The sequence below is a fragment of the Altererythrobacter xiamenensis genome (genome assembly GCF_900177715.1).
GTDB lineage: Bacteria > Pseudomonadota > Alphaproteobacteria > Sphingomonadales > Sphingomonadaceae > Erythrobacter > Erythrobacter xiamenensis.
The window spans coordinates 78,686-102,715 of record NZ_FXWG01000003.1 but is presented as its reverse complement, the minus strand read 5'-3'; the positions used below and the strand labels follow the sequence as shown (position 1 = coordinate 102,715).

Here is a 24,030-nt window from a genome sequence, read left to right as displayed (position 1 = left end):
CAAGGCGCCCTACCCCTCTACCCAAGGCCAATCATGACCACCTCCCTTCGCAACGTGGCGATTATCGCCCACGTCGACCACGGCAAGACCACGCTTGTTGACCAGCTGTTCCGCCAATCGGGCACCTTCCGTGACAACCAGCGCGTGGAAGAGCGCGCGATGGATTCGAACGACCTCGAAAAGGAACGCGGGATCACCATTCTCGCCAAGTGTACTTCGGTCGAGTGGAACGACACGCGGATCAACATCGTCGATACGCCGGGCCACGCCGACTTCGGTGCCGAAGTCGAACGTATCCTGAGCATGGTCGACGGGGTGATCCTGCTTGTGGACAGCGCCGAGGGTGCGATGCCGCAGACCAAATTCGTGACCGGCAAGGCACTGGCGCTCGGTCTCAAGCCGATCGTCGTCGTCAACAAGATCGATCGTCCCGACGGACGCCCGCAGGAAGTACTCGACGAAGTCTTCGATCTCTTCGCATCGCTCGACGCGACCGACGAACAGCTCGACTTCCCCTCGCTCTTCGCCAGCGGGCGTGACGGCTACGCCAGCGCCGACGAGAACGCGCGCGACGGCACGCTGGAGCCGCTGTTCAAACTGATCACCGAGCATGTGCCCGAACCGGGCCTCGACGAAAGTGGCCCGTTCACCTTCCTCGCGACGCTGCTCGATCGTGACAATTTCATGGGCCGCGTGCTGACCGGCCGTGTCCAGTCCGGCACGATCAAGCTCAACGATCCGATCCACGCGCTCGACATGGACGGGAAGGTCGTCGAGACCGGCCGTGCCACCAAGCTGATGAGCTTCGATGGTCTGGAGCGTGTGCCGGTCGAAAGCGCCAAGGCTGGCGACATCATCGCGCTCGCCGGCCTCGAGAAAGCAACCGTCGCCAACACGATCGCAGACCCCTCCGTCAGCGAACCGATCGCGGCTCAACCGATCGATCCGCCGACGCTTGCCATGCGTTTTGCCGTCAATGACAGCCCGCTCGCAGGCCGCGAGGGTGACAAGGTAACCAGTCGCCTCATCCGCGACCGCCTTTTCCGCGAAGCCGAAACCAACGTCGCCATTCGCATTACGGAAAGCGACGACAAGGACAGTTTCGAGGTTGCAGGACGCGGCGAATTGCAGCTTGGCGTGCTGATCGAAACGATGCGCCGCGAAGGTTTCGAACTTGGCATCAGCCGCCCCAAAGTTCTCTTCCGCGAGGAAGACGGGCAGCGCATGGAGCCTTATGAAACCGTGGTGATCGACGTCGATGACGATCACTCGGGAACGGTCGTCGAGAAGATGCAGCGCCGCAAGGCGGAGCTGGTCGAGATGCGCCCGTCGGGCCAGGGCAAGACCCGCATCACCTTCTCCGCCCCCTCGCGCGGCCTGATCGGCTATCACGGGGAGTTCCTCTCCGACACGCGCGGGACCGGCATCATGAACCGGCTGTTCGAGAAGTATGGTCCTTACAAGGGTCCGATCGAAGGCCGTATCAACGGCGTGCTGATCTCCAATGGCGATGGCGAGGCTGTCGCCTATGCGCTCAACATGCTGGAGGAGCGCGGCGAGCTGTTCATCGGCCCGCAGGCGAAGGTCTACGAGGGCATGGTGATCGGCGAGAACGCCAAGCCCGACGATCTCGAAGTCAATCCGATGAAGGCCAAGCAGCTCTCCAACGTCCGTTCTTCAGGCAAGGATGATGCGATCCGCCTCACCCCGCCGCGCCGGATGAGCCTGGAGCAGTCGATCGCCTACATCGACGATGACGAAATGGTCGAAGTGACGCCGCAGTCGATCCGCCTGCGCAAGGCGCTGCTTTGCCCGCACGAGCGCAAGAAGGCTAAGCGTAAAGGCGGCGAGGCGTAGGGGCGGCGACGCGTAAGATCGCCGCCTAGCCGGCGTTTTCCAGGTCGGTCACGAAGTTCTGCGTCCACTTCGCGATGTCATCGTCGCGCACGCTGGCATGCAGTTTTTCCCAGCGCCGCTTGCGCTCGTCCAAAGGCATATCGAGTGCCTTGCGGATAGCCCGTGCGATATCGTCCGGGCTGTGTGGATTGACCATCACCGCTTCGTCGAGCTGCTGGGCCGCCCCGGCGAACTGTGACAAGATCAAAACGCCCGGATCCTCCGGGTCCTGCGCTGCGACATACTCTTTCGCGACGAGGTTCATCCCGTCTCTCAGCGGAGTGACGAAGCCGATCTTGGACGCCCGGTAGATACCGTAGAGCTCCGCCATCGAATGCCCCTCGTTCACGTAGCGGATGGGCACGAGATCGATGCGCGAATGCGCGCCGTTGATCTGGCCGGTTTTCTGTTCGAGCTCTTCCCTGATCTGCTGATAGGATTCGAGACCTTCGCGGCTCGGCGGGGCGATCTGGATGAACACGATGTCCTGGTTGCGCCCGGGATTACGCTCGAGAAAACGGGCGAAGCCGTCCATCTTCTCCGGCAGCCCTTTGGAATAATCGAGCCGGTCGACCCCGATCATCGCAATGCGTCGCCGCGTACTCGATATGACGCGCTGCTCGGCCTGGCGCGCTTCGCCGCTGTCACCCGAGCCGGTGAAATGGGCATAGTCGATACCGATCGGATAGGACCGGGCGAGCACCTTGCGATCATCGAGCCGTATCTCGCCCGTATCCTCGTTTACATCCGCGCCCAGTTCCTTGCGGCAATAATGCAGGAAGCTTTCGAGCCATTCGTCGCACTGGAAACCGACCACGTCATATTCGAGCAGGGAGCGCACCAGGCGCTCGTGATAGGGCAGCGACACCAGCAGGCGTGTCGGCGGCCAGGGCGTATGCAGGAAGAAGCCGAGACGGTTCTTGATGCCCTGCCGGCGGAGGCGCTCGCCCAGCGGGACGAAGTGATAATCATGCACCCAGACGAGGTCATCGGGCTCGATCAGCGGGGCGGCGGTATTTGCGAAAAGATCGTTGACCCGCTCGTAACCGATCCCGGTTTCGCGTTCATACTCCGTCAGGTCGATGCGATAGTGGAAAAGCGGCCAAAGCGTGGAGTTGGCGTAACCGCTATAATATTCCTCGATATCCTGATGCTTGAGGTCGATCGTTGCGGTGGTGACGCCGTCGGATGTCTGGACGTCAGGCTCTGCGGAAGGGTTTTCGACCTCCTTGCCCGACCAACCGAACCACAAACCCTTGTTTCGCTTCAATGCCGCCTGAAGCGCGCCCGCCAGGCCGCCTTGTGCACCCGCCGCACCGCGCGCCTTTGGCACTGCGACACGGTTCGAAATGACGATTAATCTGCTCATCTCATAGTCTGCTCATCTCACTGTGTTCCAACTCTTGGACAACAGTCCTGCGCAATTGATGATCCCGACGAGCGAGTAGGTCTGCGGGAAATTGCCCCAGAGTTCGCCCGTCTCGAAATCGAGATCTTCGCTCAGGAGGCCCGACTTGGTGCGATGCGAAAGCATCGCCTCGAAAAGCTTTCGCGCCTCGTCCTTGCGTCCGACGAGAGCCAGCGCCTCTATCAACCAGAACGTACAGATGTTGAATGCGGTTTCCGGCAGCCCGAAATCATCTTCGGCAGCATAACGCAGCATGTGTTCGCCGCGGCGCAACGCCTTTTCGAGTTGATCGAAGGTCGAAAGAAACTTTTCATCCGACGGATCGACGAACCGTAGTTCGACCAGTTGCAGCAGGCTCGCGTCGAGGTAGTCGCTCTCGAACGATGCGGTGAAGTGGCCCTCCCCGCCATTTTCCTTCCATGCTTCCGTTAGCACGCGCTCGCGGATGGCGTCGGCCCTTTCGCGCCACAGCGCCGCGCGATCCGCCTTGCCCAGATACTCGGCGACATTCGCCAGCCTGTCACATGCGGCCCAGCTCATCACCGCCGAGTAGGTGTGGACCTCCTGCCGCGTCCGGAATTCCCAAAGTCCCGCATCTGGCTGGTCGTGCATCCGCCAGGCCATCTCGCCGACCTCTTCGAGACTGGCGAAGTCTGCCTCGTCCGCTCTTCGCAGGAGGCGGAAATCGAAGAATCCCTGAACCGTCGGAAGCACGATCTGGCCGTAACAATCGTGCTGGACCTGTGTGTAGGCGGCATTGCCCACGCGCACCGGTCCCATGCCGCGATAGCCGGCGAGGTCTTCGGCGACCCTTTCGTCGAGCTCGCTTTCGCCCATCACCGAATAGAGCGGCTGGATCTGTCCGCCCTGGCAGGAATCGATGATGTTACGCAGGTAGGCGAGATATTTCTCGAGCACGTCCAGCGCGCCCAGCCGGTTCAATGCCTGCACGGTGTAATAGGAATCGCGGATCCAGCAGAACCGGTAGTCCCAATTGCGTTCGCTACCGGGCGCTTCGGGAATGGAGGTGGTCAGCGCGGCGACAATAGCACCCGTCTCTTCATGCTGGCACAGTTTGAGCGTGATCGCGCAGCGAATGACCTCGTCCTGCCATTCGAAGGGTGTCGCCAGCCCGCGCACCCAGTGCTGCCAATACTTGCGAGTGAGCTGCTCCATGTGGCGCACTTCCTCGCGCAGGTTACCCGAAAAGGGTTCGTCAGGGCCGAGGAAGAAATGCGTGTCGTCTTCGACGCGAAAGGCGCGCTCTTCCAGCACATAGCCGACAGAAGCATCGGTCGAGAGACGCAGGGCCTGCGAACCGACCAGATAGCGGATATGATTGGTGCCGTTGGTCGTCTTCGCCAGTTCGGCGCCATAGTTCGTCATCGGCCGCAAGCGCACCTTGATGCGCGGATTTCCGGCGATGGGCCGGACAATACGCACCACCGCAACCGGGCGGTACATTCGCCCCGACCGTTCGAACCGCGGGCAGAAATCGAGGATCTCGACCGCGCTGCCGTCCTCGGCCTCGAGGGTCGTGACGAGGTTCGGCGTATTGCGAATATACTCCTGCCGCGCCGAAACCTGTCCGACCAGTTCGAACCGCCAGACCCCGTCGTCCTTGCGGTCGCCATTGAGAAGCGAGCAAAACACGGGATCGCCGTCGACACGGGGAATGCAGCCCCAGGTGATGGCGCCGCGCTCGTCGACCATGGCGCTCATCTGACAATTGCCGATGGGCCATAGCTCCAGGCTTGCCGGTGGATTGGACTGGTTCATAGCTGCATCCATGATCGAACCGCATCGGTTGACGCAAGGTGGTAACGGGCAAGCTTCGGCTCACGCTCTCCGACCGCGATGCCGAAGCCGTCGAATTCCCCGCTGGCAGCGAAGCCGTCCTCGTCGGTTATGTCGTCGCCGACGAATACCGGCATCGCGCCCGCAAATTGCTCTATTTCCATGAAACTGCGCACTGCCCTGCCCTTATCCGTTTTGGCCGTCATCAATTCCACCACGCATTTTCCCTGCTTGATCGTCATGCCATAGCTACTCGCTAGGATACGCCCCTGTTCGACAATCGTGCCTTCGAGATCGGGCGCAGCACGATAGTGCATACCGATACCGAAGCTCTTGTGCTCGATCTCCAGGCCCGAGTGCATTTCTTCCAGCTTGGCCAGTTCGGCCTTGAGCGCCTGGGGCACTGGCGCAGGGGGCTCTCCGATCATCCGTCCGTCGCCGAGGACACATTCGGCGCCGTGAGAGCCTGCGCGCGCTATCGGCACCGGTCCAAGGTGCCGTTCGAGGTCGGCAAGCGAGCGACCCGACACCAAGGCCAATCGACCTTCGAGCGCTGCATCCAATTGCAACAAATGGTCTCGCAGGCCCTCCGGCACCATGATCGCATCCGGCCCTTGCGCAATGTCGACCAAAGTCCCGTCGAAATCGAGAAACAGCGCTACGCTGCGCTCCCGCAAAAGGGTCGAGAGCATTGGCGGCGGCGCAAGTTGAGAGCCTGAAAGCAAGTTTCGCTGCATTGCAACAACGCATAGCGATGCATATCGCGAGGTCAAATGCCGAGAATGATGCAGTGTAGACACACTGTGGCCAATTCCCCTCGGTCCTGTTACGCGGCCATACATGCAGACCGGCACACTCATCACACTCGCACTCTATTTCATCCTCATGATCGGGATCGGCTTGTTCGCATGGAAACGATCCACCGATACCAGTGAGGGCTATTTGCTGGCGGGACGCAACCTGCCCCCATCGGTCGCCGCACTGAGCGCCGGTGCATCCGACATGTCAGGCTGGCTGCTGCTCGGCCTGCCCGGCGCGCTCTACGCTGGCGGACTGGTCGAAGCATGGATCGGTATCGGCCTCTTCCTGGGCGCCGTGGTCAACTGGGTCGTCGTCGCGCCGCGACTGCGCGCCCAGACCGAAAGCTACGGCAATGCGCTCACCATCCCGGAGTTTCTCGCAAATCGTTTCCCCGAACGCGCCGTTTCTCTGCGGGTTGTTTCGGCCATCGTGGTGGTTGCCTTCTTCACTGTCTACACCGCGGCCGGCCTCGTCGGCGGCGGCAAGCTGTTCGAAACCGCCTTTGCGGGAATCCTCCCCAATACCGGCATGAGCGATTACATGCTCGGCATCTGGATCACCGCGCTAGTGGTCCTCGCCTACACTATGGTCGGCGGCTTTCTCGCCGTCAGCCTGACCGACTTCGTGCAGGGCTGCATCATGGTTGTGGCTCTCGTCGTCATGCCGCTTGTGGTCATGTTCGGCCCCGGAGGAAGCGGCGGCGATTCCATTGGAGCCATTCCGCAGGAGGGCTTCCTCAGCCTGTCGTACGGATTGACTGCCATCGGCTTTATCAGCGCGGTGACCTGGGGGCTGGGCTATTTCGGCCAGCCGCATATCATCGTGCGCTTCATGGCTGTGCGCAGCGTCAAGGAAGTCGCGACTGCACGCAATATCGGCCTCGGCTGGATGGGTGTGGCGCTGATCGGTGCCATCGGTGTCGGGGCCGCCGGACGCGCCTATGCAGAGCGCAACGGCATCGTGGTCGAGGACCCGGAGACGATCTTCATCGTGCTATCCGACCTGCTCTTCCACCCGCTGGTCACAGGCTTCCTGTTCGCGGCATTGCTCGCCGCGATCATGAGCACGATCAGTTCGCAGCTGCTGGTATCCTCCAGCTCGCTGACCGAGGATTTCTATCGTCTGTTCCTGCGCAAGAATGCCAGCGAGCGTGAAGCGGTCAACGTAGGCCGCATCTGCGTCGCTCTGGTGGCGCTGGCCGCTATCGGAATCGCAGCCGATCCCGAGAGCGAGGTGCTGGGCCTAGTCTCCAATGCATGGGCCGGTTTCGGCGCGGCATTCGGGCCGCTCATCATCCTGTCGCTGACCTGGGATCGCATGACCGGCGCGGGCGCGCTGGCCGGCCTCGTCACCGGCGCCGCTACGGTCGCGATCTGGATCGCGCTCGGCTGGAACTCGGACTTCATCGGCGGACAGGGACTCTATGAAATCGTGCCCGGCTTCATCCTCGCATGGCTCGCGATTGTCGTTGTCAGCCGGATGACCTACGCTGGCGGGGAACCAGCACACGCCTGAGGAGAGCAATGATGGCAAAGGTTACGGGGCTTGGGGGAGTTTTCTATGTCGTCAAGGACCCCGAAGCGACCCGCGCCTGGTATCGCGACGTGCTCGGCATCGATGGCGAATATGGGCCGCAGCTTGCGTGGTCCGAAGAGACCAAGTCCAATCCCTATTCGCTGATCAGCCACTTCAAGGATGAAACCTACATCAAGCCGGGCAAAGGCGCCTTCATGATCAACCTGAGGGTCGATGACCTCGATGGCTTCATAGCCCAGCTCAACAAGAAGGACGTCCACGTCATCGACAGTGTGGACGAGGGGTATGGCAAGTTCGCCTGGCTGCTTGATCCCGATGGCGTGAAGATCGAACTGTGGGAGCAGGTGGCAGAAGAGCTGCCGTCCTGAGCGTATACAGCGGCGCGATCGCTGGCCGGACGACTGGCGTGTTCCGTCAGCTTCTCTGCTCCGGGCGCGCATGGCCATCGTACCGTGGCGGGCTCAGCACCACCTGCCGCGTGATTAGGGTTTCGTTAACCATGTTCGCCGATCATGGTCTGCATGTTTCCTCTTCGCGCCATCCCAGCGCTTGGTTGCGCCATTGCTCTCGCCGCTTGCGGGGCCGTGCCTGAACGCTCCAGTCAATCGCAGGCGCCCGTATCCGCGCCCCGGCCAGTTGCGAGTACACCAGACGCGCAGATGTGTCTTGCGGGCCTGGGTCAGACCGGCTCGCGCTTCTCCCCCCTTCCCGACCGTTATTACGGGGGCGGCTGTTCGGCGGTGAATGCGGTGCAGCTTTCGGCAGTTCAGGGCGATCGCGCACATTTCGGTGTCAGCAACATTGGCCCGGTCACTTGCCCCACAGCACAGACCTTTGCCGCCTGGGCCCGTTTCGGTGTCGACCGCGCGGCCCGTCAGATTCTTGGCAGCCCGGTCGAGCGTATCGAGACGATGGGCAGCTATGCCTGCCGCAATGTAGCCGGGACCAATCGGCGCTCCGCCCACTCGCAAGCCGCCGCGATCGATGTCTCTGCTTTCGTTCTGGCCGATGGTCGTCGGATAAGCGTGCTCAATGACTGGTCGCAGGGCAGCGCGGCCGAACAGGAGTTCTTGCGCGTCGTGCACAAGAGCGCCTGCAAGAGGTTCGGCACCGTGCTCGGGCCGGCATACAATGCCGCTCACCGCGATCATTTCCATCTCGAGCAAGGAGACGGGCGGTTCTGCCGCTAAACCCGAAGGGCTGCTAGCGACCGCGGTCAGACCGCCCGGTTCTCCAGCTGCGCCTCTATCTTGAGGCGGACAGCTTCTGCCGCATGGCGCGCACCAAGCTTCGACATCATGTTTGCTCTGTGGATCTCGACAGTGCGAGGGCTGATGTCGAGTTCGCGCGCGATGGCCTTGTTGCTGCTCCCTTCCGATAGCCATTCGAGGACTTCGCGCTCGCGCCGCGAAAGGTTGGCGATGCGATTGCGCGCGTCGATCATGCGCTTGCGCGATTCCCCGACGACTTCCGCCTCGCCCTGAATGCGCGCGAGGCAGCGTTCGAACTTCACCGAGTCTAGTGGGAGCGAGAGATAATCGAGCGCGCCAGCCTTGATGGCCTCGACAATCCGGCCCGGTCGCGGTTGATCTGCGAAGGCGATCAATGGAAGCCAGATACCGAGCCGGCCGAGGCGTTCGAGCGTTACTGCAACGCCTCCTTCCTCGACGCTATCGCGAGCGACGACGATCCCGCTCCTGGGCGGATGGATCGAAAGTTCGCTGATGTCGCCATAGACCTCGGCATGATGGCCAAGTGAAAAGGCAGCCCTGGCAAGCTCTGCACGGGTCCGGCTCGAGCTGTCGATGAAATGGAGTGTCGCTTTGTTCGTCATGACCGCGAAACTGACGCGACATTAACCACGAATCACGCGAGACTAATTCCAGATTGGATGTAACTTTACGCAATTTGCTCCAATCATCAGCATTTCTGCCGCCAAACATCATCCATTTCGGAGCAAAATTACGTTAAACCTACTCGGGGTTTCTACTTCAGGCAGCGGCGTTAACCATTCACTCGGTGTAGAAACTATAATCCGGCAGTGAATGAAAGGCGCTTTTGAGCGCGTCGCCCCAGCTTGACGAGATCGCCTGGAAATAGGGATCTTCCAGAGTGACGCGATGCTGGTGGGTCGGTTCGAAGGCGTCACGGGCAATGACCATCACGTCCAGCGGTAGGCCTACCGAGAGGTTCGCCTTGAGGGTGGAATCGAACGACACCATCAGAAGCTTGACCGCGTCTTCGAAACTCATTTCCCGGTCATAGCCGCGCAGGATGATCGGGCGGCCATACTTCGTCTCACCGATCTGGAAGAAAGGCGTGTCGGTGCTTGCTTCGATGAAGTTACCTTCGGGATAGACCATGAACAAGCGGGGCTCCATCCCCTTGATCTGCCCGGCTACGATGATCGAGGCCGTGAAGCGGCTTTTTCCGCCTGCGGCGTTGGCCTCCTGGCTTTCGGCAATAGTCGTGCGTAAGAGCGCCCCGATTTCGCTGACGACCTGGAACATGGTGGGCGCACTCAACACCGAGCTGGCGCGCTCTTCAGGCGTCTTGCTCCGCTCCTGCAGCTGGCTCACGACCGTTTGGGTCGTCGCCAGGTTTCCGGCGGTCATCACCGTGATGATCCGCTCCCCCGGAACGTTCCAGTGAAACATCTTCTTGAAGACCGAGATGTTGTCGACACCCGAATTGGTGCGCGTGTCGCTCATCAGGACCAGCCCGCGGTCAACCATCATTCCAACGCAATATGTCATTGTTATTGTTCTACTTGTTGCTGCTCGACTGCAACGTCGACATTGAGCACCTGCTCGCCCGAGCCGAAGCTTATGCCCGTCACCGGAGCAGCGTCGCGATAATCCCGCCCCGTTGCGACACGCACATAGCGCGGGTCGGGGCTAATGCCATTCGAAATATCGAAGCCGACCCAGCCGAGCCCGTCGATATGCGCTTCCGCCCAAGCGTGCGTCGCTTCCTGCTCGATCCGGTCGTTCATCATCAGATAGCCGCTGACGTATCTCGCCGGGATATCGGCGGCACGCGCGGCCCCTATGAAGATATGGGCGTGGTCCTGACAGACTCCATGGCCGGCCGCAGCCGATTCCTCGCCTGTCGTACGAGGGCCGGTCTTGCCGACCTCGTAATCCACCTTGTCGCGGATGACCGCCGAAAGTTCATGGAGAAAATCCAGCTTGCCGTCGCCCGGCGGAGGCAAACGCTTGATCACATCGCGGATCGCGGGACCCGGCCTGGTGAGCTCGGTCTGTCCAAGGAAACTCCACAAGGGCAAATGTCCCGAGTGATTGCCGATGACTCCTGCATTGTCTTCCGTATCGACTATCCCGCGACAGGTTATCCCGACCTCGCAGGCACCCGGCTCGACCGCAACGAGCGTCACCGTATTATAGTGCTGGTCTTCATATTCGAGCTCCACCGCGGCGTTTTCGTACTCCATCTCCCAGCCGATGATCTTCTGGCCCTGCGTTTCCTTGGGCTTGAGCCGCAATCGTTGCAGCGCATGGACGACCGGATCGCCGAAGGAATAGCGGGTCGAGTGGCGGATCGATAACCTCATGCGTGAAACCTGTAATCTTCGGCAATGGCATGCGCGATCCCGGCATTGCGCTCCATGAACCGTGTAAGGAACTCGTGCAGTCCCACGTCGAAAATTGCGTCGGTATCCATGTCGGCCAGTGCGAGATCAGCCCGGCGCATGAGTTCGTTGCACGTCCCCTCCCCGCCGTGAATCCTTGCCAGAGCCGCCAGTTGTTCTCGGAGCGCGCCGTGGCAGAACGCCAGAGACCGGGGAAAGCGATCGTCGAGAACGAGAAATTCTACGATGGCGCGCGAATCGATTTGCCCGGCATTGAGCCAGGTGAAGGAACGGTCGCCCGCTACCGACCTGAGCACCTGATCCCATTGTCCGGTATCGAGGCTCGTGCCGACGTAAGACAATGAGGGAAGCAGCAGGTAGTACTTGATGTCGAGAATACGCGCCGTGCTGTCACCGCGTTCGATGAACGTGCCTGCACGCGCGAAGCGATAGCCTTCGTTGCGCAGCATCGATCCAGCCATCGCGCCATGGACGAGCGTTCCGGCGAGACGGACCATGCGAACGACTTCACCGACGCTGCCTTGGCCGACCGGCCGCGAGAGCAGCTTCTCGAGCCGCATCCAGCTTTCGTTGACCGCTTCCCATAATTCGCCGCTGATGGCGTTGCGGGCTAGCCGGGCATTGGTCCTGACCGAACCGAACATTTCGCGAATGCTGGCCGGGTTGTCCTTGTCGCGCAGAATGAAATTCCACACTTGGCTGCCGATGTAATCGTCGTATTTGGCTTCGTATCCCGTCTTCTGGCCGGACGTCGCCACGACCGAACGCCATTCTTCTTCGGCCGTATCCACATCGCGGGTGAGCGCCATGCGCAAGCCGGCATCCAGCAGACGGGCAGTATTCTCCGCCCGCTCGAGATAGCGGAACATCCAGAACAGTCCGTTGGCTGTTTTACCGAGCATCAGTCTTTCAGCACCCAGGTGTCTTTGGTGCCGCCTCCCTGGCTCGAATTGACGACAAGCGACCCTTTCTTGAGCGCTACGCGGGTAAGGCCTCCGGGAGTGATATCGACGCCATTGGGCGAGACCAGAACGAAGGGCCGCAGGTCCACGTGTCGCGGCGCCAACCCCTTCTTGGTGAAGATCGGGCAGGTCGAGAGCGAAAGCGTCGGCTGGGCGATGTAGTTTTCGGGTTTGGCCTCGAGCTTCTCCCGGAACTCCTTGAGCTCCTTGCTCGAAGCCGTCGGACCGATCAGCATCCCATAGCCGCCCGACCCGTGGACCTCCTTGATGACGAGGTCTGCCAGGTTGTCGAGCACATAGCCGAGGCTGTCGTCATCTGCGCAGCGCCAGGTTTCGACGTTGGGCAGAAGCGGCTTCTCCCCCGTGTAGAACTCGACGATTTCCGGCATGAAACTGTAGATAGCCTTGTCGTCGGCAACTCCCGTGCCGGGTGCATTGGCAATGGTGATCCCGCCCGCGCGATAGACGTCCATTATCCCCGGAATGCCGAGCATGCTGTCGGGATTGAACGTCAGCGGATCGAGATACTCATCGTCGACGCGGCGATAGAGTACGTCGACAGGCTTGAACCCGGAAGTGGTCCGCATCTGCACCTTGCCGCCAAGGACTCGCAAGTCGCCGGCCTCGACAAGCTCCGCGCCCATCTGGTCGGCGAGAAACGCATGCTCGAAATAGGCCGAGTTGTAGATGCCCGGCGTCAGCACGGCGACCGTGGGCTTGCCCTCGGTACTGTCTGGCGCGCAAGCAGCGAGGCTGCGAGCAAGCCGGCGCGGATAGTTCGAAACCGTTTCGACGGCAACGCGCGAGAAGAGTTCGGGGAACATCCCCATCATCGTCTCGCGGTTTTCCAGCATGTATGAGACGCCGGAGGGCGTGCGGGCATTGTCTTCGAGCACGAAGAAATCGTCAGGGCCTGTCCGGACCAGGTCGATCCCCACAATGTGGGTGTAGATGCCGCCCGGCGGCGTGAAGCCGACCATTTCGGGCAGCCAGGCCTCGTTGTTCTGGAACAAGCGCTGCGGGACGCGGCCAGCGCGAATGATCTCCTGACGGTGATAGAGATCGAACAGGAAGGAATTGAGCGCGCTTACCCGCTGCTCGATCCCGCGCGTCAGCTTGCGCCATTCGGGTGCGGTGATGATGCGTGGCACCATGTCGAAGGGAATGAGCCGTTCTTCGGCCTCTCCTTCGCCATAGACGTTGAATGTAATACCGGTGCGGCGGAAGCTCTCGTCAGCTTCCTTGTCCTTGCGCTTCAGGAACTTCGGGTCCTGTTCGTCGAACCACTCGCAATAGCCTTCATAGCCAGCACGCACAGAGCCATCAGGCTTGCGCATTTCATCGAAATGGTCCTGCTGACCGCTCATTGATCCCCGAAAAACGACATGATTTCCTGCGTCAGGATAGACGCACCTTTACATAATGAAAGGGTTAGTCGTCATTCAGTTCCCGCAGGACGGCCTCGACCACCTCGGGATCATAGGAAAAGCCCATGTGGGTGCAGCGCAAGGCGACCGCGCGATCACGCTCTCCGGGCCTGCCGCATGCGCTGCGCGGGTCGACTATACCGTCGCGCGGGCTCCAGAAAGCGACCGTTTCAACCGGCGGCTTTTCTGCCAGAACCGCCTCGATGGGAGGGGCATCGACACGGTGGCCTGTGACGAACTGGTAGATCCGCCACACATTATTGGCCCGAGGGCTACCGGAGAAAGGCGAGCCCATGGTTATGACCTTGCCAACCACGTCGGGCTGACGCTTGGCCAGCTCGCGCGCAAAGATACCCCCGAGGCTCCATCCGAGCAGGACCACCGGTTTGCCGCTGCGCCGCCGCAGTTCGAGCAGTCGGGATTCCAGCCGGTCCAGCGTGTCTTCCTGCGGACCGAGATTCATACCCAGCCCCCAGCGTTTGGCTCGGTGACCGGCGCGTTCCAACTGACGCGCGAGATAGCGCATCCGGACGGGATGCGTCGCGAAGCCGGGAAGCACCATCACCGTCTGCGGATTGGCGCATTTCGCCACCGGTATCCGGCGGAATGGACGGCGAAAGGGCTCGGCAACCCAGTCGAGTTCACCTGCGAGGCGCTTCATCCGTGGTCGCCGGGCATCCTCCTCGACCACCTCGCGTGCCAGAGCCACCCGGCGCGCAAGCTCGCTATCCGCCCAGCGGGACGGTGCGAGAGACGAAAGAGGTGCGCGCGTTGCCATGGAAACGTAACATTGCCTTCGAGCGCTGAACGCCCCGTGAAGCAATCGGTTTCGCGCTTTGTCTTATGGCGGTCAGACCAGCCCGGACACCTAGCCGCAATCGCCGATGCGTTCGTGCGTTGCCTTCATGCGGATGGTTGAATCGCCCATGCCTGCCATATTGCCCTGCATCGTCATGTTGACTTCGGAGCGGGTGGGCGTGCCGGTGCCGGTCATCGTCATCGTCATCTTGCCCTGCCCGGGCACATTGCAGGTCATCTTGCCGTCGAAATCGCCGCCGTCGATGTCCCACCGATCGAAGGTGCAGTCGCCGTCCTGCGATTGCTTCGCCATGTTTTCGAAGCCCTCGTCGACTTCGTCCTGTGTCAGGCAATATTGGTGAGTTTGACCGCCCATCATGCCGCGCATCATGTCTGCAGCGCCTTGCGGTGCCCCGGGGATGCTGACTTCGAGGACTTCCATATTCACGCGGTACTGGCCAGGCTCGGGCTTGATCGCGCTGTCCCGCGTGCGCTCGGCAAATTCTTCTGCGCTGAGGTTCTCACTGGGGCCGGAATCCGGGGTGCCGTCGTCACCTCCACATGACGCGAGTGCGAGCGATGAAGATGCCAATGCAAGAGCGATGGTACGCATGAGATGTCCTCCTGAAACTGTCCGGCACAAGCCTACATCAGGAGCCGGGCGCTGCCAAACACCCGGAATAGTCAGCACTCGCCCAACCGCGTTCCTGTCTGGACGGCCGTTACTTCGAGATAGCGATCACCGTTCCCGCTGGGCAGCGTGGCCGTGCCCGCCATCGTGATGAAGAGCCGGTAGCGCTCGGGATTCTGGGACACGTCCACCGAGAGTTTCGGACTGAAGTTCGCTGCGGGGATCGCATCGGGGCACACGCCGCGCGCCGTGACTTTCTGAGGGGTCACGTCATAGCGGTCGAACTCGCACTCAACCGAAGCATTGCGGAAGATGTCGAACTCCTGCCATTTCGGTTCGAGGAAATAGGGTTCGCCGCAAATTGTCTCGGTCTTGCCCAAATCGTGAAACTGGCGGGGCCAGTTGCTCTCCGGCAAGGACATGCCATCGACGGAGAACTCGTCTACCTTGGTCACGAGCTGCCACTCGCCATAGAGCGGGACATTCTCGGGATTGTCGCCCGCGCAGCTTGCAAGGACAAATGCCACGGCGCAGGTTCCGATATGTCGCAATGCCATCACCATCCCCTTCCTGGCGCAGATCAATAACGGAAAAGTGTAAGCCGATGGTGCCCGTTGCGAAGCGACAATGTGTGCCCCATATGTTCGCGCATGTCTGAATTGGTAATTCGCAGAGGGCTGGACGAACCCGACACCAGCGGGGAGTTCACGCCTCACAAACCCGCCCGCCCTGAAAAGAGCGACGGCGGCAAGGCATTCAAGCTCGTCTCCGACTACGAACCGGCTGGCGACCAGCCGACTGCGATCGCCGAACTGGTCGCAGGCGCGCGGGATAACGAGCAGACCCAGACGCTTCTCGGTGTCACCGGCTCCGGCAAGACCTTCACCATGGCGAAGGTGATCGAGACTTTGCAGCGCCCAGCACTCGTCCTCGCTCCCAACAAGATCCTCGCCGCGCAGCTCTATGGCGAGTTCAAGAGCTTCTTCCCCGAAAACGCGGTCGAGTATTTCGTCAGCTATTACGACTACTACCAGCCCGAAGCCTACGTCCCGCGCTCCGACACCTATATCGAGAAGGAATCGAGCGTTAACGAGGCGATCGACCGCATGCGCCACTCGGCCACGCGGGCGCTGCTCGAACGCGATGACGTGATCATCGTCGCCTCTGTCTCATGCCTCTACGGTATCGGCTCGGTCGAGACCTATTCGGCAATGGTCTTCGACATCAAGAAGGACGAGACCGTCGATCAGCGCGAGCTGATCCGCAAGCTGGTCGCGCTCCAGTACAAGCGCAACGACACCGCCTTTGCACGCGGCAGTTTCCGCGTGCGTGGCGACAATCTCGAGCTGTTCCCCTCGCACTACGAGGACATGGCCTGGCGCATCAGCTTCTTCGGCGACGAGATCGAGGAGATCAGCGAGTTTGACCCGCTGACCGGCAAGAAAGGCGCCAGCCTCGACAAGGTACGGGTCTATGCAAACTCGCACTACGTCACGCCCGGCCCGACGATGAAACAGGCGACCGAAGCGATCAAGTTCGAGTTGCAGGAGCGGTTGAAGGAACTGCACGAGGAAGGTCGCCTGCTCGAAGCGCAGCGTCTCGAACAGCGCACCAATTTCGATCTCGAGATGATCGCAGCGACAGGCTCTTGTGCCGGAATTGAGAACTACAGCCGCTTCCTGACGGGCCGCCTGCCCGGCGAACCGCCGCCGACGCTGTTCGAATACCTGCCCGAAAACGCCCTGCTGTTCGTGGACGAAAGCCACCAGACTGTGCCGCAAATCGGTGCGATGGCGCGAGGTGACCACCGCCGCAAGCTGACACTCGCCGAATATGGCTTCCGCCTGCCGAGCTGTATCGACAACCGGCCGCTGCGTTTCAACGAATGGGACGCGATGCGCCCGCAGACCTTCTGCGTTTCCGCGACACCCGGCGGCTGGGAACTGGAGCAAACCGGCGGCGTGTTCGCCGAACAGGTCATTCGCCCCACCGGCCTGATCGATCCGCCAGTCGATATCCGTCCGGTCGAGGATCAGGTCCAAGACTGCATCGAGGAGTGCAAGAAGACAGCCGCGAAGGGCTATCGCACCCTCGTGACCACGCTGACTAAGCGCATGGCCGAAGACCTGACCGAGTTCATGCACGAGGCGGGAGTAAAGGTGCGCTACATGCACTCCGACGTCGAGACGCTGGAGCGTATCGAGTTGATCCGCGACCTGCGCCTCGGCGTCTATGACGTGCTGGTCGGCATCAATCTGCTGCGCGAAGGACTCGACATCCCCGAATGCGGACTCGTCTGCATCCTCGATGCCGACAAGGAAGGCTTCCTGCGTTCGGAGACCTCGCTGATCCAGACGATCGGCCGCGCCGCGCGTAACGTCGATGGCCGCGTGATCCTCTATGCCGATCGCATCACCGGCAGCATGGAACGCGCCATGGCGGAAACCGAGCGCCGCCGCGAGAAACAGCGCGAATACAACGAAGAACACGGCATCACGCCGCAGACCATCAAGCGCGAAATCGCCGATATCGTCGCCCACGCGGCATCGAAGGACGGCGTCACCGTCGATACGGGTGACGAGGAGGTCAACAACCTCGTCGGGCACAATCTGCGCGCTTATATCGAGGATCTCGAAAAGCGGATGCGCAATGCCGCCGCCGATCTCGAGTTCGAGGAAGCAGGTCGCCTGCGCGATGAAATCCGCAGGCTGGAGAATGACGAGCTAGGCCTCAACGAAGGCGTCAAACTCGCCCCGATCAAGGGCAAGTCGACCGAAGGCCGCCCCGGCACGCGCAAGCTGCGCTACGGCAAGACGCAGAGGAAGATGCGCTGATTGCGCGGGCGCGCGCGCGCTGGCATAGGCATGCAACATGAAAGCTCTTCTCAGCGCCGTAGCGCTCGCCGCCCTCACCGCCGCATTGCCCGCCCATGCCGACGACCATTCGGACAAGCTGTCTGCCTCTGCCCAGACTATCGAACCGCAGGTCCGCACCCGCGATCTTTCAGGCACTTTCGGTGGGCAGCGCGTCAATTATCGCGCAACGATTGGCGAGACGATCCTCACCGCGAATGACGGCAAGCAGGAAGCGGTCGTCGTCACCACCAGCTATGTGAAAACGCCGCGCGATGCCTCGCGCCCCGTTTTCTTCATTTACAACGGCGGACCCGGTTCAGGCTCGGTCTGGCTGCAAATGGGAGCCTTCGGGCCGAAGCGGGTCGCGATTCCCTCCGACGCACGTGACGATGGCGCGCCGCCCTATCCGATCGTCGACAATCCCGACAGCCTGCTCGACGTTGCCGACCTGGTATTCATCGATCCGCCCGGGACAGGCTTCAGCTATCTCACCGAAGGCACGGACAAGACAAAGTATTTCGGGCTCGAGGAAGATGGAAAGGCCGTCGCCGAAGTCATCCGACGCTGGATCAACGACAACGGTCGCTGGAACAGCCCGAAATATCTCGGCGGGGAAAGCTACGGCACAACCCGCACCGCGATGGTGGTGCGCGAGCTGGAAGGCGGCACCTATAACGACGTCGGCCTCAACGGCCTGATCCTGATTTCGACCATCCTCGATTTCGCCATGCGCGAGCCCACACCGGGTAACGAGATGGCCTATGTCGCGACGCTGCCGAACATGGCAGCCGCCGCCTATTATCATGGCAAGGTGCAAGCTCCGTCCGTCGAAGCGATTGCCGAGGAAGCCCGCCAGTTCGCTATCGGTCCCTATGCGAGCGCGCTGCTCAAAGGACAGGATCTGCCAGCCGCCGAACGCGCAGCGGTTCGCGCGGAGCTGTCACGCCTGACCGGCCTGTCCGAAACCTATCTCGACAATGCCGAGCTGCGCGTGACCAGCCAGCGTTTCTACAAGGAATTGTTGCGCGACCGCGGGCTGACCATCGGGCGGCTCGATGCGCGTTATACCGGCAAGGATTATGACAGCGCGGGCGAAACGCCTGACGCCGACCCGAGCTTCTACGGTATCGATGCGGGCTATACGGCCGCGATCAATTCATGGGCGCGCGACACCCTGGGCTTCGAGACAGACCGCGAATACCAGTCGATCGGCAGCGTCGGCCAGCACTGGAACTGGAAAATCGGCAGTGGCTGGGGCCGCAATGCCTATCTCAACGTCGCGCCGTATATCGGGCAGGCGATGCGCCAGAACTCGCAGCTTCGGCTGTTCAACGCGCAAGGCTGGTACGATTTTGCAACGCCGTTCTTCGGCGCGGAATATTCATTGAACCGCATCGGTATCCCGCAGGACCGCGTGACGCTGGAATATTACGATGCCGGTCACATGATGTATATCCGTGACGAGGATCGGCAGAAGCTTTCGGGCGACATCCGCCGCTTCATTCGCGCGCGCTAATCATGCGGAGCGCTCTTCTATTGGCGGTCGCAGGAGCAGCGGTGCTCGCGTCCTGCAAGCCACCTCCGACCGATGAGGCCGGCGCGCGCGGCGCTCTGGCCGAAGCGCCCGATGCGCCTTCCGAACCGATCGATTCCCCGGACACGACCGCCGCCTTCTGGGCGCCGAGTTCGACCCCCGGACGCCTGCTTTACGGGAACCCCGGCGAGCGGCCCTTGCTGGCATTGGGGTGCCTCGAAGGGGGCGCCAACACCCCCGGCTCGATCCGCTTCACGCGCATGGCACAAGCTGACGAAGGTGCGGGCGCCTTCATGGCGATCGTGGGTAATTTTCACATCATCCGCATGCCGGTCGACGCGGTGGAGGTGGGGCAGTCCTTCGTCTGGCAAGGCGAAATTGCCGCCGATGATCCCGATCTCGAGGCGCTGACGGGCCGCCGCCCGTTCACTCTGACGATCCCGGGTGCCGGCATGCTGACCATCGAACCGGACGATCAGTCGCGCAGCCTGATCGCGCAGTGTCGCGGTCAGTTCGATGAAGATGGCGTTGCGGCTGACAATGGCGCCGAAGAGCTTAGCGGCGCGCCCGATCTTCCAGCATCTGCGGAGTGAGAACCTGCGGCAATTGCTCCGGTGCCTCGCCGGGTTCGTACCACAGATAGAGCGGCACGCCCGCTGCGCCCTGCGCATTGAGGAAGGTGGTGATCTCCGGATCGGGCCGCGTCCAGTCGCCGACCATGGCAATCACACCTGCCTCCTCGAACGCAGCTTTCGTTGTCTCGCGTTCGATCGCGACACTCTCGTTGACCTTGCAGGTGACGCACCAGTCGGCGGTGAACCACAGGAAAACCGGCTGGCCGCTCGCTCGCGCATCCGCCAGCGCGGCTTCGCTGAAGGGACGCGGATCGAGGATCGATTGCGCGGCTTCGGTTGCGCGCTCGGCATAGGCTGAAGGAAGCGCGAAGGCGCCGAACAGCGCAAAAGGCGCGAGGACCAGGGCGAAGGCGGGCCACGCCATCTTGCCCGCGCGCTGCAGGCGGCCTGTGACAGCGAATGCGAGCACCAGACCGATGATCACGACCATCGCCATCAGCGCAAAGCCCTGCCCGCCGAGCCGCGCGACAAGCCAGACGAGCGCGAGCGCGGTCAGCCCCATCGGGATCGCCATGATGCGGCGGAATCTTTCCATCCACGCGCCGGGCCTGGGCAGCATGGCGCGCAGGCGCGGTATGAAACCGATCAAGAGGAACGGCAGAGCAAGTCCGAGACCGAGCGCCGCGAACAACAGCAGCGCGGGCGCCGGGGGAAGAAGCAGCGCAGCGCCCAGGGCCGCCGCCATGAAGGGACCCGTGCAGGGCGTTGCGGCAAAGGCAGCGAGCAAACCGGTCGCAAAAGCGCTCGCGGGTTCTCCGCTCCGGGTGATCGAGATCGAAGGGAGCTCGAAAAGCCCTGCGAAATTGGCGGTAATGGCGACCGCTAGGAACAGCAGGACCACGACGACGGCGGGGTTCTGTAACTGGAAGGCCCAACCGACCTGCTCGCCCGCTGCCCTCAGCGCCAGCATAACGGCGCCGAGCGCCACACAGGCCAGCACGACGCCTGCCGTATAGGCGATGCCTTCGCGCCGCGCCTGCGCCTCACTTTCGCCTGCGCGCGCCAGGCTGATCGCTTTGAGGCTGAGAATGGGAAAAACGCAGGGCATGATGTTGAGGATTAGCCCGCCTGCAAGCGCGCCCAGCAGAAGTGTCCAGATCGGCGGGGTTCCCGCAGGAGCTTCCGCGCCCGCGATCAGCGTGCCACCTGTGGGCACATCGCCCCGCTCCGCTTCGAAGCGCACTCCGTTGTCGCCGCCAAGAGCAAGAATCCCGGTCATTTCTTCGGGGTTAGCATCCCCTTTTCGCGGGATATCGACGGTCAGCAGGTCACCATTCCGGCGGAACACCTGCGGTTCGGCATAGGCAACAAGGCCGGTGTTCTCGATGAAGACATGGGGCGTGTCGAGGGACATCGAAGCCGGGATCGGGATCGCCAGCCGCAGCGCCTTCTCGGTCAGTTCGAAAGTCGCGGGGCTATCCAGCTCCGGCGGTATCGATGCGCGCCACCCGGCAAAGCGTGGGTCGCTCGTCTGCGGTTGCTCCGACACGCGGACCTCGCCGCGTAGCGTCCCCCATTGCGGGACGCAAAGTGTGTCCGAGCAGGTCAGCCACTCGCCGCGCACCGCGATCGGATAGCTGCGCCCGGCCACGGCGTCTTCCGGTACATCAATCGGCACCAGCACCGCGTGCTCACCTTCGAACACATGATTCATCAATCCGGAAATCAGGAGCGTGTGCGGCACCGGAAATTGCGGCTCGCCCGCGGACCAGCCTTGGGGCAATTGCCAATCCAGCCTGATGCCCTGCCCGGCATCGCCCGGGTTCGACCAATAACCGTGCCAGCCTTCGACCGGCTCGAAGTCGAGCGCGACCATGACGGTGCCGCCCGGCACGGCGCTGCCCTCTACTGCCAGCTGCGCCGTGCCGCGATCCATCTTGCTCTCGGGCAGACCGGACGGTTGCGTATGCGCCGGAACGCTCAGCGTCATGCTGAAAAGAAGCAGGAACGAAGCGAGGGTGCGTATGATGCTTGCGCGCATGGTGGCGCACGCTCTAGGGCTGTTGGCGATGAGCGACAAGCAAGACCTACTGATCATTGGCGGCGGCCTCGTCGGAATGGCGCTGGCACTCGCCGCTGCGCGCAAGGGCTTTTCCAGCCATGTCGTCGACCGGGCCGACCCCGCCGATCTCACAGCCGATGGCTTCGACGGGCGAGCCTCGGCGATCTCGACGGCGAGCTGGAACCTCTTCAAGAATATCGGCATCGCCGAAGGGCTTGAGCCCTACGCCTGCCCGATCGCCTCGATCGCCGTGCTCGACCAGATGAAGCCCGGCCGGCTCGACTTCACGCCCGAGCCGCATGAGGGCTCGCTCGGCCGCATGTTCGCCAACCGCCAGCTACGCACCGCTCTCTTCGAAGCGGCGAAGAACGAACCGCTGATCAACTGGCACGCACCGGTCGATGTCGCCTCTCGCCATCGCGGCGAGTTCAGCGTTTCGGCGACCCTCGGTGACGGCACGGTGCTCGAAGCCTCCCTGATGGTCGGCGCGGAAGGTCGCGGGTCTCCGACGCGCGAGGAAGAGGGCCTCAAGATGGCGCAGTGGGACTATCACCACCGCGCGCTGATCGTCGGCATCGATCACACCAAACCGCATGAGAATGTCGCCTGGGAGATCTTCTATCCCGACGGGCCTTTTGCGCTCCTTCCGATGCTCGATGGCCCCGAAGGGCAGCATCGCAGCGCGCTGGTCTGGACGGTCAGCGAGAAAGACGCGCCCGGCGTTCTCAAACTGTCGGATCGCGCGTTCCTCGCGGAAATCGAAAAGCGGATGGGCGATCTGCTCGGCAAGCTGAGCCTCAACAGCACGCGCTCGTCTTATCCGCTCAGCTTCCAGCATACGGCGAAGATCATCGGCGATCGGCTCGTGCTGGTTGGCGATTCCGCCCACGGCATGCACCCCATCGCGGGCCAGGGCCTCAACCTCGGTCTGCGCGATGTCGGTGCACTGGTGGAAGTGCTCGAAGAAGGCCGCAGGCTCGGCCTCGATCTTGGCGATGCCGAGGTGCTCAAGCGCTATGAAAAGTGGCGCGCGCTCGATTCGCTGATGGTCATGGCCGCGACGGACGGGCTCACACGGCTGTTCGGCGTACCGGGCAAGGCAGCATCGGCGATCAGGCGGCTTGGCATGTCCGGCGTCCAGCGCACTCCAATCCTCAAGCAGTTCTTCATGAACGAGGCGCGCGGCGTCTCGGGTGACATGCCCGAACTGCTCAAGGCCTGATCCGCACTTTCGCTATTCGCTGCCGCCGTCTGCCGGGCTGAGCTGATCGATCGAATTGCCCGCTCCGTCGCGCAGCAGGCGCGGTTCAAGCACCGCCGCGGTTTCGATCCGCTCGAGCGCATCCATCGCATCGCGGTAACGGCGCGCATCGGCAAGCCAGCTTTGTGCGCTCTCGGCACCCGGCATGTTCTCGATCTCGGCAATTGCAGCATCGGTGCGGCCGCTTTCGAGGAATTGGCGCGCCCGTTCGAGCCGGCGCTCGGGGGCGGGCGACGGCGTGCTTTCACGGCGGAAGGTGAAAAGCTCGCTCAGCTCGCGTCGAAGCTCCTCCCAGCTTGCCTGGCGCTGGCCTTCCGTCAAGGTAGGGCCAAGTCCCTCCAGCCGCGCGAGCAGCTGGTCCTGGGTCAAAGGATCACGCGAAAAGCTGATGATGGTGCGCACCGCATTGGGCAGCGCATCGCCGAACCGCAGGCGCAACTGATCGGCGAGATAGCCTAGTTCAGCGCCGCGCTCGATCGCCCGGCGCGAGGCAAAGGCGATCAGCAGGCCTTCGGCGCGCGCGGCATTGCCCGCCGCAGCCTGCGCTTGCAGGTCGAGCCGCGCGAGGCGCTGTTCGGCCGCCGCCAGTCGCTGATCGATCCCGCCCTGCTGCTCTGCAACCCGCTCGACCGCCTCGACCGCGCCCGCAGCAGCGTCACTCGCCTCGCTCGCTTCTGCCGAAGGGCTCGGCGAAGGCGTGGCCGTTGCCGTCGTATCTTCATTGGTCGAAGACAGTTGCGGCGCCGCGACAGAGACTTCTTCCGTCGCATCATTGTCCGAACGCCATACGAAATAGCCCACGAGGCTCGCGCCCAGAAGGAACGATGCGACCGCCGCCCCGATAATGGGCGTCATCGAGGCGCTCTTGCGCCTG

Annotated in this window: 21 protein-coding genes; 8 read left to right on the top strand and 13 right to left on the bottom strand. The window is 62.2% G+C overall.

Annotated elements, in window-relative coordinates:
* The first annotated feature begins 33 nt into the window (after positions 1-33).
* Entirely contained in the window at positions 34-1,857 is a 1,824-nt protein-coding gene (typA, locus tag CCE89_RS11035) for a translational GTPase TypA (protein WP_086438151.1), read from the top strand.
* Between the two features lie 25 nt (positions 1,858-1,882).
* Here the strand turns inward: typA and CCE89_RS11030 are convergent, their stop codons facing one another.
* From CCE89_RS11030 to otsB, 3 genes are read right to left on the bottom strand one after another with little or no spacing between them, the layout of a single operon-like run.
* Positions 1,883-3,265: an alpha,alpha-trehalose-phosphate synthase (UDP-forming) gene (locus CCE89_RS11030; RefSeq protein ID WP_086438150.1), complete on the bottom strand. Its 1,383-nt coding sequence runs from the start codon at positions 3,263-3,265 to the stop codon at positions 1,883-1,885.
* 12 nt (positions 3,266-3,277) lie between these two features.
* Positions 3,278-5,095 carry a glycoside hydrolase family 15 protein gene (locus CCE89_RS11025; RefSeq protein WP_234990053.1) on the bottom strand — a complete coding sequence of 606 codons (1,818 nt, stop codon included), beginning with the start codon at positions 5,093-5,095 and terminating at the stop codon, positions 3,278-3,280.
* Entirely contained in the window at positions 5,080-5,838 is a 759-nt protein-coding gene (otsB, locus tag CCE89_RS11020) for a trehalose-phosphatase (RefSeq protein ID WP_234990052.1), read from the bottom strand. The genes CCE89_RS11025 and otsB overlap by 16 nt, the downstream gene beginning before the upstream one ends.
* A gap of 103 nt (positions 5,839-5,941) precedes the next feature.
* On the opposite strand from otsB, the gene putP reads away from it, so the two are divergent.
* The 3 genes from putP (at position 5,942) to CCE89_RS11005 (ending at position 8,628) form a co-directional block, all read left to right on the top strand.
* Positions 5,942-7,417 carry a sodium/proline symporter PutP gene (putP, locus tag CCE89_RS11015; protein WP_086438147.1) on the top strand — a complete coding sequence of 492 codons (1,476 nt, stop codon included), beginning with the start codon at positions 5,942-5,944 and terminating at the stop codon, positions 7,415-7,417.
* 11 nt (positions 7,418-7,428) lie between these two features.
* Positions 7,429-7,806 (top strand): VOC family protein, encoded by a 378-nt coding sequence (locus CCE89_RS11010; RefSeq protein WP_086438146.1) that lies wholly within the window; start codon positions 7,429-7,431, stop codon positions 7,804-7,806.
* 291 nt (positions 7,807-8,097) lie between these two features.
* Positions 8,098-8,628, top strand: coding sequence for an extensin family protein (locus CCE89_RS11005; RefSeq protein WP_327078645.1), 531 nt, complete (start codon positions 8,098-8,100; stop codon positions 8,626-8,628).
* A 26-nt stretch (positions 8,629-8,654) separates the two neighbouring features.
* Here the strand turns inward: CCE89_RS11005 and CCE89_RS11000 are convergent, their stop codons facing one another.
* The 8 genes from CCE89_RS11000 to CCE89_RS10965 all read right to left on the bottom strand — a co-directional run bounded on the left by CCE89_RS11000 (position 8,655) and on the right by CCE89_RS10965 (position 15,426).
* Positions 8,655-9,272 (bottom strand): response regulator transcription factor, encoded by a 618-nt coding sequence (locus tag CCE89_RS11000; protein WP_086438145.1) that lies wholly within the window; start codon positions 9,270-9,272, stop codon positions 8,655-8,657.
* A gap of 178 nt (positions 9,273-9,450) precedes the next feature.
* The gene (locus CCE89_RS10995; RefSeq protein ID WP_086438144.1) at positions 9,451-10,194 is read right to left on the bottom strand and encodes a proteasome-type protease; all 744 of its coding nucleotides are present in this window, start codon (positions 10,192-10,194) and stop codon (positions 9,451-9,453) included.
* 2 nt (positions 10,195-10,196) lie between these two features.
* Complete coding sequence (locus tag CCE89_RS10990; protein WP_086438143.1) at positions 10,197-11,012, bottom strand: transglutaminase family protein; 816 nt, start codon at positions 11,010-11,012, stop codon at positions 10,197-10,199.
* Positions 11,009-11,953, bottom strand: coding sequence for an alpha-E domain-containing protein (locus CCE89_RS10985; protein WP_086438142.1), 945 nt, complete (start codon positions 11,951-11,953; stop codon positions 11,009-11,011). The genes CCE89_RS10990 and CCE89_RS10985 overlap by 4 nt, the downstream gene beginning before the upstream one ends.
* On the bottom strand, positions 11,953-13,380 hold the full coding sequence (locus CCE89_RS10980; RefSeq protein ID WP_086438141.1) for a circularly permuted type 2 ATP-grasp protein: 1,428 nt from the start codon (positions 13,378-13,380) through the stop codon (positions 11,953-11,955). Before CCE89_RS10980 ends, CCE89_RS10985 begins: the two co-directional genes overlap by 1 nt.
* 64 nt (positions 13,381-13,444) lie before the next feature.
* Complete coding sequence (locus tag CCE89_RS10975) at positions 13,445-14,218, bottom strand: esterase/lipase family protein (RefSeq protein WP_086438140.1); 774 nt, start codon at positions 14,216-14,218, stop codon at positions 13,445-13,447.
* Between the two features lie 90 nt (positions 14,219-14,308).
* Positions 14,309-14,851 carry a DUF3617 domain-containing protein gene (locus CCE89_RS10970; protein ID WP_086438139.1) on the bottom strand — a complete coding sequence of 181 codons (543 nt, stop codon included), beginning with the start codon at positions 14,849-14,851 and terminating at the stop codon, positions 14,309-14,311.
* Between the two features lie 71 nt (positions 14,852-14,922).
* Positions 14,923-15,426: a DUF3617 domain-containing protein gene (locus CCE89_RS10965; protein WP_159456648.1), complete on the bottom strand. Its 504-nt coding sequence runs from the start codon at positions 15,424-15,426 to the stop codon at positions 14,923-14,925.
* A 93-nt stretch (positions 15,427-15,519) separates the two neighbouring features.
* Between CCE89_RS10965 and uvrB the strand changes: the two genes are divergently transcribed.
* The 3 genes from uvrB to CCE89_RS10950 are packed head-to-tail and all read left to right on the top strand — an operon-like array spanning position 15,520 to position 19,851.
* Positions 15,520-17,703 (top strand): excinuclease ABC subunit UvrB, encoded by a 2,184-nt coding sequence (gene uvrB / locus CCE89_RS10960; RefSeq protein ID WP_086438137.1) that lies wholly within the window; start codon positions 15,520-15,522, stop codon positions 17,701-17,703.
* A 37-nt stretch (positions 17,704-17,740) separates the two neighbouring features.
* On the top strand, positions 17,741-19,240 hold the full coding sequence (locus tag CCE89_RS10955; protein ID WP_086438136.1) for a S10 family peptidase: 1,500 nt from the start codon (positions 17,741-17,743) through the stop codon (positions 19,238-19,240).
* Positions 19,241-19,260: 20 nt separating this feature from the next.
* A complete protein-coding gene (locus CCE89_RS10950) occupies positions 19,261-19,851 on the top strand; it encodes a hypothetical protein (protein ID WP_143256027.1) in 591 nt (196 codons plus the stop codon).
* On the opposite strand, the gene CCE89_RS10945 is transcribed toward CCE89_RS10950, so the two are convergent.
* On the bottom strand, positions 19,814-21,874 hold the full coding sequence (locus tag CCE89_RS10945) for a protein-disulfide reductase DsbD family protein (RefSeq protein ID WP_086438134.1): 2,061 nt from the start codon (positions 21,872-21,874) through the stop codon (positions 19,814-19,816). The two genes, CCE89_RS10950 and CCE89_RS10945, sit on opposite strands and share 38 nt — an antisense overlap.
* Positions 21,875-21,902: 28 nt before the next feature.
* Here CCE89_RS10945 and CCE89_RS10940 point away from each other — a divergent pair, with 28 nt between their 5' ends.
* Positions 21,903-23,117 (top strand): UbiH/UbiF/VisC/COQ6 family ubiquinone biosynthesis hydroxylase, encoded by a 1,215-nt coding sequence (locus CCE89_RS10940; protein ID WP_086438776.1) that lies wholly within the window; start codon positions 21,903-21,905, stop codon positions 23,115-23,117.
* Positions 23,118-23,129: 12 nt separating this feature from the next.
* Here the strand turns inward: CCE89_RS10940 and CCE89_RS10935 are convergent, their stop codons facing one another.
* Positions 23,130-24,011 carry an MICOS complex subunit MIC60 gene (locus tag CCE89_RS10935; RefSeq protein ID WP_234990051.1) on the bottom strand — a complete coding sequence of 294 codons (882 nt, stop codon included), beginning with the start codon at positions 24,009-24,011 and terminating at the stop codon, positions 23,130-23,132.
* Positions 24,012-24,030: the final 19 nt, after the last annotated feature.